We start from the raw sequence: 15,169 nt of genomic DNA on the forward strand, positions 1-15,169 counted from the left end.
TTTTGTTTCTAAAATCGATCAAATAAATATGACTATCCATAGAACAGATTCCAGCTCTTCAGATTTTCAAACCTTGGTAAAGTACCTTGATTCTACGCTTGCAGAACATAACGGAGCTGATGATGCATTTTTTGCCCAGTTTAATACAACTGATAAGATTAAAAATTGCATTGTGGTTTATATTGATGAAGTTCCGGCAGCATGTGGCGTTTTCAAAGAACTTTCCGAAGATACTGTGGAGATCAAAAGAATGTTTACCAACCCAGCGTTCAGAAAAAGAGGGTTAGGCTCTTCCATTGTAAAGGAATTAGAAAATTGGGCTAAGGATTTAGGGTATAAAAAAGCAGTTCTCGAAACTTCCAGGGAATTGACGAATGCCATTTCCGTTTATGAAAAAAGTGGATTCTTAAGAATTCCAAATTATGGACAATATATTGGTGTGGAGCGTAGTGTATGTTATGAAAAGCAATTGAGGTAAGAACACTTGAAATTCTGACCTGGTATTTACTCCTGATATTAATATTCATGTAATGCTAAATTTATTTTTTTTAAACTTTTAATTCTCATGAAAGTGTTATATTGTGGCTCCAACCAAAATTATAACATATGAAAAAAACTGTATTTTTCCTGGCATTATTTTTTGCCTTAAACTCCTGTACACAGGAGGAACTTCGCAATGAGAACCCGAATACTGAGATGTCTCAGAAAACTCCTTTAACGGAAAAACAGATTAATGAAAGGATCAACCAGGCCATAAAAAATGAAGGAACTTTCAATTGGAAGAATGAATCCGATCATTTTCTTTGGAGCGCTATTTTCCGTGGTAACAGAATGGTATCTATTGGATTTGGTTCATCCAAGGATGATTTTGACAGAAGTAAATCTCCGGATAATAAAAATATGGAGGACGAAATTTTAAATGCCATTGCAAAATCTGAAGGAAGAGGATCAGCAAGATTCCTTTTGAATTCCGACAAGTATCTTAACCAACTGGATGTAACCATCGAAAAAGAAGAAACGATAACGGCTCTTCGCCAGATGAAAAACATACGATATGTAGAGCCCGCAGACTATCATTATTTTGAAAATGAAGCCAAATATAATACCACTTCAAAATCTTCAGGCAGCGGTTCTTCAGGGTGTGGTTTCTCCACTGCTACTTTAAGTGCTGTAGATTATACATCCACAACACCCACTGCAAAAATTCCATGGGCATTTACCAAACATAATATTCCTGACGCCTGGAACTATAGTACAGGAGCAGGAGTAACCATTGGGCTTATTGATACTGGAGTTTCTCCAGATCAGTCTTTACTAGGATCCAGTTTTAATAATGGAGCATCATCAGGAAGAACGATCACCAAATTTGGAGTTTATAATGCTGATGGTTCAGCAGATCAATGCGGACACGGAACCAAAATGGCTTCTGTAATGGCGGCCCCTAGAAATAATGCGGGACTTCCCGTAGGAGTAGCCTACAATGCAAATCTTATTGCTTACCGTGCTGCCGAAAATGTAGTATTGGAAACTTCCAGTGAGCAAAATGGAGTGAAAACTGCGTTTACAGACTTAGGTAACAATACCAATGTAAAAATCATCTCTATGTCAATGGGACATATTTTTTCAGTAGGGAAAATTGAGGATGGAGTGAAATATGCTTATGCCAGAGGAAAACTTATTTTCTGTGCAGGAGGAACATCTACCAGCTTTACGAATTTTGTAGGGGTTATCTTCCCTGCTTCAATGCCGGAAACCCAGGCAATAACAGGAGTAAAAGAAGGAACTTCCAACCAGAAATGTGATGTTTGCCACTCCGGAAGTCAGATTGATTTTACCTTCCAGATGGAAAGAGCATCAGGAAATACAGTTCCGGTTTTAAGTTATTACAACGGACAAGCAGATTACGTAGGAGGATCTTCAGTGGCGACGGCGGCCACTGCCGGAATTGCAGCATTGGTTTGGGCTAAAAACCCATCATGGACCAGAGACCAGGTTCTTAATAAAATGAGGCAGTCGGCAACCTATTATCCAACTGTTAATTCGAGCTATGGCTATGGGAACATTAATGTTTTAAAGGCTGTACAATAATTTTTTTTAAAGGAAGCAGGGAAAGAGAATTCCTGCTTCTTTTTTACATTGCCCCTTAATCTCCCAACTGATAATCCAAAGGAAGCATTTTTTCAACTTTATTTCTCGAAAATTCTCCCTGGGTAACAAGCTGATCAGGTGTGGTAATATTTCCATCTTTTGAAACTTCAAAAGACTCTCCTTCCTCTGAATAGAGAAAAGTAGATAAGGTTCTATTGTATTTTCCTCTGATAAATTGATTTTTTTTAATGCTTTCATAAGGTGCCTTGGTATAATTAACCTGAAGAATATCTTTAAAACTAAAGAGAACCTGTCCGTTTGTTCTTTTCACATAGTCTGAATCAGGGATCAGTGTTTTGGTGATAGCAAGAGAATAAGGTTTTTGACTATTCTTTCTACGGGAAATATCTCTGATATCTTCAGGAATATTGATTGTCTCTGAAGATTTCGGTATGGTCATGAAATCTTTTAAAACATTTAATTCTTCCTCAGTAGGGTAGTTTGAATTGGGGATTTTTACAACCTGATTGACAATGAATTCGTTTTCAGGAATTGTATTATAGTAAATACTTCTGAAAAAATGAAGTGAACTTCCGTCATAAGCATTCATCCGATTGATTTTAACCTTATCTGTATTTTTAGTTTCCTTAAAGAAACTTGTTCCTGTATAATTGGTAATATTCGTATTAAAATCTGTTGAATAATTGATCAGATTGTATTCAATTTCATATCCCAAATTTTTATTTTCAATGAGTAAAGTCTTAGGTGCTTTTACTCTAAGCAGCTTCTTCTTTTTGTCATAAGAAAATTTAAGTGTTTTTTGATTTTTGATTCTCACATTTTCGAGATCATCTCCAATAAAATTACGGAGAAAAGTATTGATATAATGAGTATAAGCTTCGGAAGTATAAGGGACCAATACTATTTCTTCAATAGCATTGGTTTTAGTTAAAACAACCTTTAGATTTTTGTTGATAACTGTTGAAATTTCTGTACTGAATGTTTCATAATCTTCTTTCTGAAAAATAATATTACCACTAGTTTGTGTAGAAAGAGAAAGGCTAAAAGTTCCATCTTCTTTTGAAACCGTTCCTGTTTTTGTTCCATCAATATAGATGCTCACACTGCTTAATCGATGCTCCTTATCATCTACCACGGTACCTTTGATGACCTGGGTAAAAGAAAAGGAATAAGTGAATAAAAAAAATAGTAATATCGTTTTCATGGTTAACAATATTACTAAATTTTTAGTGATAAAAAAGATATGATTGAAAATTGCTTATCCAATTCTCACACTGGTCATACTTAAAGATCCACCAATCAGTTCGTCGTTAAATAAAGATAATTTTTCGGTTGTATCTTTCAAAGCTAGAGTGTAGATCAAAGGTAAATAATGGTCAGGAGTAGGAACTGCATATTGTAGAGAAGTACCTTGTTTATGGTAATCAATAATATTCTGAAAATTACCATCCAAAAGCCAATTATTGGTTTTCTCCCTTGCTTCTATAGCCCAGTCCCAGCCAGCACCAACGGTATTGATATTTTTCCAATCGATCATACGTAGGTTATGAACAATATTTCCGCTTCCTATGATTAGGATTCCTTTCTCACGAAGCTTATTCAGCCTTTGGGCAAGGTCATAATGATATTGTGGCGGTTTTGTATAATCAATGCTTAATTGAATAACAGGAATATCTGCATCAGGATATAAATGTCTTATAACAGACCAGGCTCCATGATCCAGTCCCCAATTGTGATCTTCCTCTACTTCTACAGGAAGTAAAAGTTCAGCCGTTTCCCTGGCAAGTGCCGGACTTCCGTGAGCGGGATACTGTACTTCAAACAATTCTTTTGGGAAGCCATAAAAATCATGGATTGTTTTAGGCATCTCCATAGTGGTGACAAAGGTTCCCGGCGTATACCAATGTGCAGAAATACATAGAATAGCATTCGGTTTTGGAATTTCACTCGCTATTTTGCGGAACCCTTGTACAAACTGGTTTTCTTCAATAGCATTCATCGGAGAGCCGTGTCCAAGGAATAAAACCGGCATTCTTTGTGTGTTGTTGAAACTGTCACTTATATTTTGAAGATCGTTGAGGTTCATAAGTATTGAATATTGATAAAAAATAAAAGGTTCAAGGCTTTTTAATAAAAATCCCTGAACCTTTTAAAAAGCATGTTACAAATTATGCTTGTTTTACAAACTGTAATTCGCCAGCGATTTTTACATCATCACTTACCATTACCCCTCCTGCTTCAAGCGCTGCATTCCAGTTCAATCCAAAATCTTTTCTGCTGATTTTTCCTTCAAAAGAGAAACCTGCTTTTGTATTTCCCCATGGATCAACATTGATTCCACCGAAGTCTACATCTAATGTTACAGGCTTTGTAATTCCGTTGATCGTAAGGTTTCCAACTACTTCATTGTTCAGTTTCTGAGATTCAAAAGTAATGGTTGGGTGAGCTTCAGCACTGAAGAATTCAGCAGACTTTAAGTGATTGTCTCTGTCTGTATTATTAGTGAATACAGAATCAGTTTGAATGGTAGCTGTAGTTTTTGCGTTTGCAAAGAACTCGTCTTCAGATTCAATTTCAGCAGAGAAAGTTCTGAAGCTTCCTTTTACGTTAGAAATCATCATGTGTTTTACTTTGAAAGTAATTTCACTATGCGTAGGGTCTAAGATCCATTTTGTTGCCATTGTATTTTGTATTTTTTGTTGTTGTTAATGATGCAAATTTAGGATAGAGAGTATATACAAGTCATTGATATAGGATAAGAAATGAAATTACTTCATTACAAACCATCTTTTTTTATTCAGACCCGTTTTACCTTATCCAAGGAACCTCATAAAATTCCATTATTAAGGTAAGAAATAATTTTCATCAATTCATTAATTCCATTTTATGAATGTTTTATTTTAACGTTTCTTAACGGATGATTTTTATTTCTTATTTTTGATGGATTCAATTTTATACAATGAAATTACATAAATTTTCTTTATTGATGCTTGCTTTGGGGACCTCAGCGTTTGCCCAGACACAGAAATTTACAATGGCGGAGGCTGTGAATGGAATGCGTACCAACCTTGCAGTGAAAAATATTTCACAATTTTCATGGTCTGCGGACGGAAAATCTTATATCCAGTCAGTAAAAGGCGGATATCTGGCTACGGATTTAAAAACAAACAAACAGGATACCCTAATATCTCTGACACAGTTGAACAAACCGTTTGCAAGTAATAAGCTGAAATCTGTTCCACCTATTAAGTTTACAGGAACATCCAATGGATATTTCAATACCAATGGTGAGATGTTCTGGATTGAAAAATCTGGAAATGATTGGAAAATAAAGAACTCAACAAAGATTGATCTTGATGCAGCCAATGTGAAAATGTTTGGTGACGGACAAACTTTTGCCTTTACTGCAAAAAACAATTTATTTGTTAATAAAAACGGGAAAACCATAGCGGTAACCAATGAGGCTAATGAAAATATAATCAGTGGTCAATCTGTTCATAGAAATGAATTCGGAATTGATACCGGAATTTTCCCTGCACCGAATTCTGAAAGTGTAGCGTTCTACAAAATGGACCAGTCAATGGTAGCAGATTATCCGATCATCGACTGGTCAGTAACGCCAGCCGTTAATCATAACATTAAATATCCAATGGCTGGCCAAACATCGCATCAGGTAACATTAGGTGTTTTCAATATCAAAACACAAGCTACAACTTTCCTTAAGATTGATGGTGAGAAAGATCAGTATCTAACAGCGGTTACATGGAGCCCGGACTCAAAATATATTTTTGTAGCGGTACTGAACAGAGGACAGAATCACATGAAGATGAACCAATATGATGCCGCTACCGGAACTTTGGTAAAGACTTTATTTGAAGAATCAGACAGCAAATATGTTGAACCACAACATCCACTTACTTTCTTCCCGAATTCAAATACAGATTTTATCTGGCAGAGTCAGAGAACGGGATATAATCACTTATTTCATTACAGTTTAGAAAAAGGATTGGTGGCTCAGATCACAAAAGGAGACTGGTTGGTAACCGATATTTTAGGATTTAATGAAAAGAAAAAAGAAATTTTCTTTACTTCTACTAAGGAAACACCTTTAGAAAGACATTTATATAAGATCAACTGGACAAATTTCAAAATGCAAAGATTGGATGCAGATGCAGGAATGCACTTCGGAATTCTGAGCAGTGATGGAAACTATCTTTATGATGCTTACAGTAATCCCAATACTCCACGAGTAGGAAACATTATCAATACATCCAGTTTAAAATCTACCAATATCCTTACTTCTGAAAATACATTAAAAAATTATCAGAGACCGGAAATTAAAAATGTAGAATTAAAGGCTGATGATGGAACTCCTTTATATGGAAAGATCATCTTACCAACGAATTTCGATCCCAATAAAAAATATCCAACAATTGTTTACTTATACAATGGGCCACACTTACAACTGATTACAAACAGTTTCCCGGCTTCCGGAAATCTTTGGTATGAATACATGGCTCAGAACGGATATATCATCTTCACTATGGATGGAAGAGGTTCTTCCAACCGAGGAATGAAGTTCGAGCAGGCTGTGTTCAGAAATCTGGGGACGACAGAGATGAATGACCAAATGAAAGGAGTAGATTATCTGAAATCTCTTCCTTATGTAGATGGTGACAAAATGGGTATTCACGGATGGAGCTTCGGAGGATTCATGACAACAAGTTTCATGCTTCGTAAACCGGACGTTTTCAAAGTAGGAGTAGCTGGAGGACCGGTGATCGACTGGAATATGTACGAAATCATGTATGGGGAAAGATATATGGATACACCGCAAGAAAATCCACAAGGATATGCAACAGCTAATCTTTTGGATAAAGTTCAGAACCTGAAAGGAAAACTATTGATGATTCACGGGGCACAGGATGACGTAGTAGTATGGCAGCATTCCATTAAGTTTATCAAATCAGCTGTTGACAATGGAGTTCAATTGGATTACTTTACTTATCCGGGACATCCACATAATGTGATCGGAAAAGACAGAGTTCACCTGATGCAGAAAATCACAGATTACTTTGATTTATATCTGAAAAAATAAAATTAAAATCCAGCCATTGTGGTTGGATTTTTTTGTTGTTTTTTGTTGGGAAACTCAAGGGCGCAAAGAACATTTAATAGAATACTTCTTTAACGCGAAAGGATTTAAAATTTTGAACCCCCATAGGCACATAGAATATAGGCTCTAATATACGATCAATATTATAAGAAATTCGTGCATTCGTGGCAAAAAAATCAGTGTAACTCTGGCCGGAAATCTTATATTTTCTCGGAGACTATTTCTGCTGCATTGAACTTCCTTTATATTATTCGTAAAACTCTTTGATAATATAGTTTCCGTTGTTCAGTTTATTTAATTCTTTCAACAGATAATAACGGTGCAGGAATCCGGTTAAAACAACTATTTTTTTGTGAGGATATCTTATCGAAACAGTATAGATATTCTGAGCCATAGTTTGGTTTCTTAGATCCCAAAAACCTGACATTAATTTGAACCCGCTTTTGTAGCTGATTTTTTCTCCATCAGGTTTGGTTACAAATCTTTCGGAAAACTCTTTCCTATTTTCTGTTATTTTTGATAAACCGGAGTATTGAGCATTTTGTCTTTTTTCTGAAATCTTATCTGTTGTTGTATTGTTGAAATTTTCGGGAGACAATTCAGCCTTTTTCATGAGTTCTTTAGTTGTATTCAGGAAAATTTCATATTCCTCAGCTTCAGATGGTGACAATTTTTTAGCTTTATACAGACTGTCAATTAATTTTACAGACAAATTATCTGTTGGAACCATCCCTTTATCCCTTCTGTATTGATTTCTGTTTTCAAAATCAAAAGGAAGTCTCAGTGTATTGGGAAACTTTTTAAGATAGCGATTGCTTGCGATAATTTCGTTTCCCTTGAGATCTTTATCAGTCTCATATTCTTTCATTCCCTGGCTGTCAACCTCGTGAAGAATAATATCAGGTTTTATTTTGTTCAGGATATCAAACAATATTGTTGGATGATAATTTGGAACACTGTCATGTATATTTCCAATCACATAAATTTCCGTTTTGTTTTGTGAAAAGTAAAAAGTAGTCATTAGAAAGAAGAAAAATACCAGTGAGTGTCTCATTTTCATAAAGTTATTATTCTCAAATATAAATAAGTTTAGATACATGACAAAAAGAAGCCGTCATTTAGACAACCTGTGCCAAATTCCGATCTTATCAAACATCAATGCATCTGATACTTTATAGCTGTATTTTTGTATAACTAAAATCAACAATATGGAATTAGGAATAGGAATGTTCGGAGATTTAGCTTTCGATCAGTCAACAGGGAAATATAGAGATGCAGGAACCAAGCTTCATGAAATTCTTGAGCAGGTAAAATTCATGGATGAGGTAGGAATAGATGTCTTTGCGATGGGAGAGCATCATCGTCCGGATTATGCTGTTTCTTCGCCGGAAATAGTATTGGCAGCAGCGGCAAGCATTACCAAAAATATAAAATTAGCAAGTGGAGTAACTGTTTTGAGTTCATCAGAACCGGTAAAAGTGTATGAAGACTTTTCTACATTGGATTTAATTTCAAACGGAAGAGCAGAAATATTCGTTGGACGAGGGAGCTTTATTGAGTCATTTCCTTTATATGGTTATTCGTTGAATGACTATGAAGAGCTTTTCGATGAAAAACTGGATTTATTATTAAAAATCAATTCTGAAGAAAATGTGACCTGGTCAGGAAAGCTTCGCGCTCCAATGAAAGACCAGACTGTATATCCAAGAGCAAAAAATGATGGTAAGCTTTCTATCTGGAGAGCAGTGGGAGGGACTCCACAGTCTGTTTTAAGTGCTGCTCAATTAGGAATGCCATTAGTAGTCGCCATCATTGGCGGAATGCCGATCCAGTTTAAAAATCTGATTGAATTCTACAAACAGGAATATCAAAAAGCAGGACACGATATGTCTAAAATGCAGATTGCAATTCATTCACATACTTTTGTAAGTGATGATCAGAAGGTGGTGGATGGATATTTCCACAATTACAAATCTCAAATGGATAGAATAGGCTCTTCCAGAGGCTGGGCACCTTATACCAAAATGCAGTATGATGGTGGAAGAAGTAAAGACGGGGCATTATTTATCGGAAGCCCGGCTGAGGTAGCAGATAAGATTGCTTACATGAAAGAAATCTTTGGAATTACAAGATTTATTGGTCATATGGATATTGGCGATCCGGCTCATGATGTCATGATGAGGTCTATTGAACTATTTGGAAAAGAAGTAAAACCATTGGTACAAAACCTGTAATTACAGGTTTTATTTAACCACAAAAGTCACAAAAGCTGTATTTTAAAACACTTTGTGGCTTTTGTAGTTTAAAATATTAGAAGTTAGATAATCTCAATTAAACTTCCTCTTTCCTCATCCTTGATAATGTTGAGTGCTGTAGGAATTTTTTCTTTAAGCTCTTCTACGTGAGAAATAATTCCCACAATTCTATTTTCCTTCATCAGATTGGTCAGTGTTTCAAATACAATATTCACAGATTCCGTATCCTGAGTTCCAAAACCTTCATCAATAAAAAAGAAGTTTTTATCAGCCTGAGCATTGGATTGAACACTTTCTGCCAACGCTAAGGCAAGGCTTAAAGATACCTGGAAAGCCTGACCACCTGAAAGTGTTTTCACACTTCTGCTTCTGCCTTCGTTAAGATAATCGATGATCTCAAAGTCATTATTTTCATTAAGCTGTAGACTCAGTTGGTTTCTTGTCATCCTGTGGAAGCGGGTATTGGCATGATCACACAGTTGTCTTAGATAAATTGAGGAAACATATTGTACAAAACCGGCACCTTTGAACAGGTTTATCATCAGTTTCAGGTTTTCAGAACGTTTTTGAAGCTTTGATAATTCCTTTAGAAGCTCTTCTTTTTTCTGGTATTCCTTCTCTAGTCTGTCTTTTTCAGCAATCATAGTTACCACAGAATCATTGATCTGCTTCAGTTCAGCCTGAGCTTCTCCAAAGTGTTTTTCTGCCAATGAAAACTGTTCATCATCAAAGGAAAGCCCCCTAAGTTTTAGCTCCAGACCTTCAATAACTTTCTTTAAAGTTTCAAAATCAATTTTGAATTGCTGGATTTTAGCTCTTGCTTCCTGAATATTGATTTCCTGCTGAAGAATCTTTTCCACTTCATTAAATACTGTAAAATTGTGCTCGTTTAAAGCTTTATCAATAGTTTGCTGATTCCCGGAAATTTCTTTTTCAAGTTCTGCAATTTGTTTTTCAGACTGGCTGACGATAGCTTTCTGCTCTGCAAGTTTAGGAGCAAGATCTTTTTCCTGTTGAGAGGTTTTTTGATATAGCTGTTCTGTTTCAGTATTGGATTGCGCTAATTTCTGATAAGCTCCTTCAATTTCTGTTACAGTCTTTTGCTCATAATGTTCCCATTCTAGCATCTTAAGGTTAGAACGGCTGATATTGATTTCTTTCTGCTTGGTAGCCTCTTCCAGCTTGAAGGTTTCCAAAGCATTTTTATATTTTTCAAGAACTTTGCTTTCTTTTTCAAGGGTCTCACGTTCCAGATTAATGGTTTTGTCTGCTTCTTCAATTTGTTTTTCGATAGCAAACGAATCCGATCTTTTTTTCTCAAAATCATCCTCATGATCCGGGCTGAACTGTTTCCATATAAACTGTTGGAGATGAATTTCCCTATCCTTTTGGATCTGCTGAAGAACTTTTTGTTCAGAGATCAGTTGCTCTTCAAAGATCTTTTTTCTATCCAGTATTTTCTCAATAGCAGTTTCCTGTTGCTGAAGATGTTGAGCTTCTTGTTCAACGATCTTTATTTTTTCCTGAATGTCCTGTAGTTCGGTGTTGATATCATGAAATTCCACAATATGCGGATGCTCCTGGGAACCACAAAGTGGACAGGCTTCCCCATGATGAAGTTCACTGGCAAAACGTGACAATTCTTTTTGGATTTTTAAATGATCCAGCTTTTGAGAAAGTTCCTTTTTCTTTGCTTCCAGCGTTTCCTTTTTATTATTGAAATCAGTTTTAAAGTTTTCCTGAATCGCAAAAGGTTTTAATTCTTCAGCAATGAGTTCAATCTGTTTCTGATGTTTTTCAGTTTTTTCAATCTGCTCCTGATGTGATTTCTTAAAGTTTTTTTGTTGAATAAACCAGTTACCCACATCGGAAATTAAAGAGGGATCAAGCTTTTGAGCCTTTAAAACCTCCATATTTTTAGACAATTCAGTGATTTTTTTCTGAATCATATCTCTTTGAACTTCTACTTCCGCTACTTTTTCTGAGCCTTTTTGAGTTCTTTCATTAAGAGTTTTAATCTCATCATGAAACTTCAGAATTTGTACAATAAGACTTAAATCATTTTCCTGTATTCTGGACTGTTCCAGTGCTTTGACTTTAGGTTCTAGAGCAGTAAGTTGTTCTTTTACAACCTTAAAAGTAATTTCTGTTTCCTGTAAAGCTTTGGTTTGGTTTTCTTTCTCATTTCCTTTTTCAACAATGCTCTTTAAAAGCCTGTTTTTTTCGGTAATCAAAGGATTAAAAACTCTAAAAGTATGATCGTACCGTTCCGATTGAGCTTCCAGAGCATCCATCTGAGTTTTTTGTTCAGATAGTTTACCGAAGTTTTCCTGGTTTAGTTTTAAACTTTCAAAATCAGTTTTTAAATTTTTCAGTTGTTGATAAGTCTGGGAAGCTTTTTCAAACTTTTCATTGGCTTGGACCAGTTTTTTTTGTTCCTCTTCCAAAAGATCTTTCCGGAGTTGAATTTTTTCTTCATTCACTTCTTCAAAACCTTTCAGCTGTCCTTCAAGCTGATCCAGCTCAGATCTGTTTTTGGTATTCAAAGTTGAAACATTATTCTGCAGATCATACCGCTGAAGGCTGAAAATTTCCTTCATCATATTGGTTCTGTCAGCAGCACCTAATTCAAGAAACTCTTTGAATTGCCCTTGAGGAATAATGATGGTACGTTTGAAGTTGGAATAACTTAAACCAATAATAGTTTCCGCATTGGAATGATCCAAAGGAATCCACTTTCCATCAATATTTTCATAGAACGCTACAGAATTAGGCTTTACATCATCAAACTTCTTGGAATTTCGTCTGAAATCCCTGGTAGCGCGAAAAAGTTTATTTTCATAATTAATAAAATCAAACTCAATATAAGAGCTGTTCGATTTTAAATTCATCATATTATACGCTCTTTTGTCACGCATATTCAAACGTTCCGTTTCCCCATACAATGCAAACGAAATGGCTTCAAGAACTGATGATTTTCCGGAACCTACTGCTCCGAAAATACCAAATAATCCCGCTTCCGTAAGATTTTTAAAATCTATGGTCTGGCGCTCCTGGTAGGAATACAAACCTTCAACTGTTAATCGAATAGGAATCATGGCTTAGGTATTTAGAATTTCGTTAAACAATTTCATCAATTCTTCATTGGCCTCCTGTCCTGCATTCTTTGATTTAAAATAATCCTTAAACAATGTTTCTATATTCTGATTTAAATTAATTTCTTGGTTTGTTTCTTCACCGAACTCCTTACTTTTAACTTTAGGAATAAGATGGACAATTCCAGTATGAGACTGATAAATGAGCCTTCGTTCATCAGCCGTTAAAAAGGTTTCACTTTCTAATGTAAGTTCAATAAATGTATTTGGATTTTCCTGCAACCACTGAACAGTTTCATAGACAGATGTAAAAGTTTTTCGCACTAAAGTTCTTCCGCTTTTCAATACCTTTTTTTCATAAGAAACTGGTTGCCCCGGTTCTGCATCAATAATGGATATATATTTTGTCTGACCTGCCTCACTAAAGCTATAGCAAAGGGGAGAAGATGAATACACTACGGGCTTTTCCTTTGTTCCGATATTCTGATAACCATGTAGGTGACCCAAAGCTGTATATTGAATCTGTTCCGGAATACTGTCAGAATAAATAAGATCAGCATTTCCAATTTTAATCGGTTTTTCTCCTTCGGGTTCTTCCAAAATTTCACCTCCTCTTTTATTCATATACAAATGAGCGGTCAACAGGTTAATCCCATTTTCATCACAGAACTGATTAGCAAGATCTTTCCAAGTTTTCGAAAGGACATTATTGATCTCTTCTTCTTTATTTTCTCCTAAATATTCTTTCAAACGGATTTCATTAGCGTAAGGAGTATGCAATAGTCTTATTGGAAAATCAATAGTGTTGATTTTCACTTCTATAAAACCTTCTTTTGAATGGGTAATACTAAAATGTTCTGTTCCAAACGGAGTAATTTTTGCTTTGGGATGGCCAATTAGAATAATTCCACATTCTCTAGCCAATGGATCTGGTGCATTGATGAGGTTGGGGGAATCGTGATTCCCGGCAATGGCGATTACAGGACGTTTTCCGTTTTGAGACAAACGTTTCAGTGTTTTATAAAAAAGTTCAACAGCTTCAACAGCGGGGTTAAAATTATCAAAAAGATCACCGGCAACAAGAATAAGGTCTGCCTGTTCTTCATCAGCAATCGCAATGATTTCCTCCATCACTGAAGCCTGCTCTTCCAGTCGGGAAAAGCGATCCAGTTTTTTTCCTAAATGCCAGTCGGCGGTGTGTAGAATTTTCATAAAAAGTTGATCTTTATTTATTATCGCTTTCTTTTGTTTTGAAATCAGCCATAATCTGTTTTAAACGTGCTTTTCTTTCTGCTTCTGCATTTTGTATTTTCCGTTTTTTCTGATCAATTTGTTTTTTATTTTTTTTCCTGTTGGCGTCGTTGTTTTTGCTCATATTGGTTTGCAGCGAATATTTTTTATAGGTAAAAAATTGCTTCATCAAAAATACTAAAGATTAAGAGTGTAAACAATTTTAGTGGGTAAGTCTGGTAAAATGTTTTAATTTTACTGTGTTATGGAAGAAAAATCAAAAGATCCTTTACACGGAAAAAGACTCGATGCTATCCTTGAAGAATTGGTAGAATACTACGAAGGATTTGAAAAATTAGGTGAGCAAATTAATATAAAATGCTTTACAGATAATCCAAGCATCAGTTCCTCTTTAAAGTTTTTAAGGAAAACACCTTGGGCAAGAACGAAAGTAGAGAGCTTGTATCTTTTTGTACTGAGACAGAAGAAAAAGAGAGGAGACCAGAAATAAGAATAAAGGTTGGAAGCCGAAAGCCCGGTGCTGAATATTACTTGTAGTTTTATAACTTCGGATAATTATTATAGGGAATTAAGAAGAATATTTTTTAAAGGTAAAAAGAAAATATAGTTATTCTTTATGCCTTTCATAGCTTCATTCTTCTATCTCCCAGCTACCAACCTAATTAAATAATTTCAAAAAGAGTATATTTGTAGTATCGTTAATCGTAAAAAAAATTACGACAAAAAAAGAAAAATATGACAATTGAAAACAATCACGTTGTAGCTGTAAAGTATATCCTTCACACTATCGAAGCAGATGGAAGTAAAGTTCTTGTAGAAGAAACAACAGCAGAAAATCCACTTACATTTTTGTATGGTGTTGGAATGATGATTCCAAAGTTTGAAGAAAATATCCTTGGTCTAAAAGCTGGTGATAAAGCTGCTTTTGTAATTCAGCCTGAAGAAGCTTACGGAGAAAGACAGCCTGATGCTATTGCTCAATTGCCGCTTGAAATGTTCCAGGAATCAGGAACTCCACCTGTTGGGGCGATTTTACCTCTATCAGACAATCAGGGGAACAATTTCCAGGCTTTTGTAGTAGAAGTAACTCCTGAAGCTGTAGTAGCAGACCTTAACCACCCAATGGCTGGTAAAGTTTTAGATTTCCAGGTTGAAATTTTAAACACTCGTCCTGCAACAGAAGAGGAATTATCACACGGTCACGCTCACGGAATTGACGGTACTGACGCTCACTAAGAAATAATATAAATGTCCGATATTTCGGACATTTTTTTATACATTATATTGTAAGATAATATAAAAATAACCAGCAGAACGTTCTGCTGGTTACTTTGTTTTTATAC

Annotated in this window: 13 protein-coding genes; 6 read left to right on the plus strand and 7 right to left on the minus strand. The window is 35.5% G+C overall.

The features are described 5' to 3' along the window. Positions 1–28: 28 nt before the first annotated feature. Together EL260_RS04225 and EL260_RS04230 are read left to right on the plus strand one after the other, a co-directional pair. Positions 29–478: a GNAT family N-acetyltransferase gene (locus tag EL260_RS04225; RefSeq protein ID WP_123858988.1), complete on the plus strand. Its 450-nt coding sequence runs from the start codon at positions 29–31 to the stop codon at positions 476–478. Between the two features lie 128 nt (positions 479–606). Further along, entirely contained in the window at positions 607–2,088 is a 1,482-nt protein-coding gene (locus EL260_RS04230) for a S8 family peptidase (protein WP_123858989.1), read from the plus strand. 55 nt (positions 2,089–2,143) lie between these two features. On the opposite strand, the gene EL260_RS04235 is transcribed toward EL260_RS04230, so the two are convergent. The 3 genes from EL260_RS04235 to EL260_RS04245 form a co-directional block, all read right to left on the minus strand. Beyond that, positions 2,144–3,313, minus strand: coding sequence for a carboxypeptidase-like regulatory domain-containing protein (locus tag EL260_RS04235; RefSeq protein WP_123858990.1), 1,170 nt, complete (start codon positions 3,311–3,313; stop codon positions 2,144–2,146). A 54-nt stretch (positions 3,314–3,367) separates the two neighbouring features. Further along, positions 3,368–4,195 (minus strand): 4,5-DOPA-extradiol-dioxygenase, encoded by an 828-nt coding sequence (gene ygiD, locus EL260_RS04240; RefSeq protein ID WP_123858991.1) that lies wholly within the window; start codon positions 4,193–4,195, stop codon positions 3,368–3,370. An 82-nt stretch (positions 4,196–4,277) separates the two neighbouring features. After that, positions 4,278–4,790: a YceI family protein gene (locus EL260_RS04245; protein ID WP_123858992.1), complete on the minus strand. Its 513-nt coding sequence runs from the start codon at positions 4,788–4,790 to the stop codon at positions 4,278–4,280. 278 nt (positions 4,791–5,068) lie between these two features. Between EL260_RS04245 and EL260_RS04250 the strand changes: the two genes are divergently transcribed. Next, positions 5,069–7,207 (plus strand): S9 family peptidase, encoded by a 2,139-nt coding sequence (locus tag EL260_RS04250; protein WP_123858993.1) that lies wholly within the window; start codon positions 5,069–5,071, stop codon positions 7,205–7,207. Positions 7,208–7,472: 265 nt separating this feature from the next. Here EL260_RS04250 and EL260_RS04255 read toward each other — a convergent pair whose 3' ends face one another. After that, positions 7,473–8,279: a hypothetical protein gene (locus EL260_RS04255; RefSeq protein ID WP_198418057.1), complete on the minus strand. Its 807-nt coding sequence runs from the start codon at positions 8,277–8,279 to the stop codon at positions 7,473–7,475. Positions 8,280–8,433: 154 nt separating this feature from the next. Here EL260_RS04255 and EL260_RS04260 point away from each other — a divergent pair, with 154 nt between their 5' ends. Beyond that, positions 8,434–9,459, plus strand: coding sequence for an LLM class flavin-dependent oxidoreductase (locus tag EL260_RS04260; RefSeq protein WP_123858995.1), 1,026 nt, complete (start codon positions 8,434–8,436; stop codon positions 9,457–9,459). A gap of 83 nt (positions 9,460–9,542) precedes the next feature. On the opposite strand, the gene EL260_RS04265 is transcribed toward EL260_RS04260, so the two are convergent. Genes EL260_RS04265 through EL260_RS04275 form a run of 3 tightly spaced genes read right to left on the minus strand, consistent with a single transcriptional unit; the run spans position 9,543 to position 13,995 of the window. Further along, complete coding sequence (locus tag EL260_RS04265) at positions 9,543–12,578, minus strand: AAA family ATPase (protein WP_123858996.1); 3,036 nt, start codon at positions 12,576–12,578, stop codon at positions 9,543–9,545. 3 nt (positions 12,579–12,581) lie between these two features. Beyond that, positions 12,582–13,787 (minus strand): metallophosphoesterase family protein, encoded by a 1,206-nt coding sequence (locus EL260_RS04270; RefSeq protein ID WP_123858997.1) that lies wholly within the window; start codon positions 13,785–13,787, stop codon positions 12,582–12,584. Between the two features lie 13 nt (positions 13,788–13,800). Beyond that, on the minus strand, positions 13,801–13,995 hold the full coding sequence (locus tag EL260_RS04275) for a hypothetical protein (RefSeq protein ID WP_123858998.1): 195 nt from the start codon (positions 13,993–13,995) through the stop codon (positions 13,801–13,803). A 75-nt stretch (positions 13,996–14,070) separates the two neighbouring features. Between EL260_RS04275 and EL260_RS04280 the strand changes: the two genes are divergently transcribed. After that, positions 14,071–14,316 (plus strand): VF530 family protein, encoded by a 246-nt coding sequence (locus EL260_RS04280; protein WP_123858999.1) that lies wholly within the window; start codon positions 14,071–14,073, stop codon positions 14,314–14,316. A gap of 245 nt (positions 14,317–14,561) precedes the next feature. Next, positions 14,562–15,062: an FKBP-type peptidyl-prolyl cis-trans isomerase gene (locus EL260_RS04285; protein WP_123859000.1), complete on the plus strand. Its 501-nt coding sequence runs from the start codon at positions 14,562–14,564 to the stop codon at positions 15,060–15,062. Positions 15,063–15,169: the final 107 nt, after the last annotated feature.

It is taken from the genome of Chryseobacterium nakagawai (assembly GCF_900637665.1).
GTDB lineage: Bacteria > Bacteroidota > Bacteroidia > Flavobacteriales > Weeksellaceae > Chryseobacterium > Chryseobacterium nakagawai.

Coding starts and splice junctions, on each gene's coding strand:
- EL260_RS04225 (WP_123858988.1), top strand. CDS start 29: ATGACTATCCATAGAACAGATTCCAGCTCTTCAGATTTTCAAACCTTG.
- EL260_RS04230 (WP_123858989.1), top strand. CDS start 607: ATGAAAAAAACTGTATTTTTCCTGGCATTATTTTTTGCCTTAAACTCC.
- EL260_RS04235 (WP_123858990.1), bottom strand. CDS start 3,313: ATGAAAACGATATTACTATTTTTTTTATTCACTTATTCCTTTTCTTTT.
- ygiD (WP_123858991.1), bottom strand. CDS start 4,195: ATGAACCTCAACGATCTTCAAAATATAAGTGACAGTTTCAACAACACA.
- EL260_RS04245 (WP_123858992.1), bottom strand. CDS start 4,790: ATGGCAACAAAATGGATCTTAGACCCTACGCATAGTGAAATTACTTTC.
- EL260_RS04250 (WP_123858993.1), top strand. CDS start 5,069: ATGAAATTACATAAATTTTCTTTATTGATGCTTGCTTTGGGGACCTCA.
- EL260_RS04255 (WP_198418057.1), bottom strand. CDS start 8,279: ATGAGACACTCACTGGTATTTTTCTTCTTTCTAATGACTACTTTTTAC.
- EL260_RS04260 (WP_123858995.1), top strand. CDS start 8,434: ATGGAATTAGGAATAGGAATGTTCGGAGATTTAGCTTTCGATCAGTCA.
- EL260_RS04265 (WP_123858996.1), bottom strand. CDS start 12,578: ATGATTCCTATTCGATTAACAGTTGAAGGTTTGTATTCCTACCAGGAG.
- EL260_RS04270 (WP_123858997.1), bottom strand. CDS start 13,787: ATGAAAATTCTACACACCGCCGACTGGCATTTAGGAAAAAAACTGGAT.
- EL260_RS04275 (WP_123858998.1), bottom strand. CDS start 13,995: ATGAAGCAATTTTTTACCTATAAAAAATATTCGCTGCAAACCAATATG.
- EL260_RS04280 (WP_123858999.1), top strand. CDS start 14,071: ATGGAAGAAAAATCAAAAGATCCTTTACACGGAAAAAGACTCGATGCT.
- EL260_RS04285 (WP_123859000.1), top strand. CDS start 14,562: ATGACAATTGAAAACAATCACGTTGTAGCTGTAAAGTATATCCTTCAC.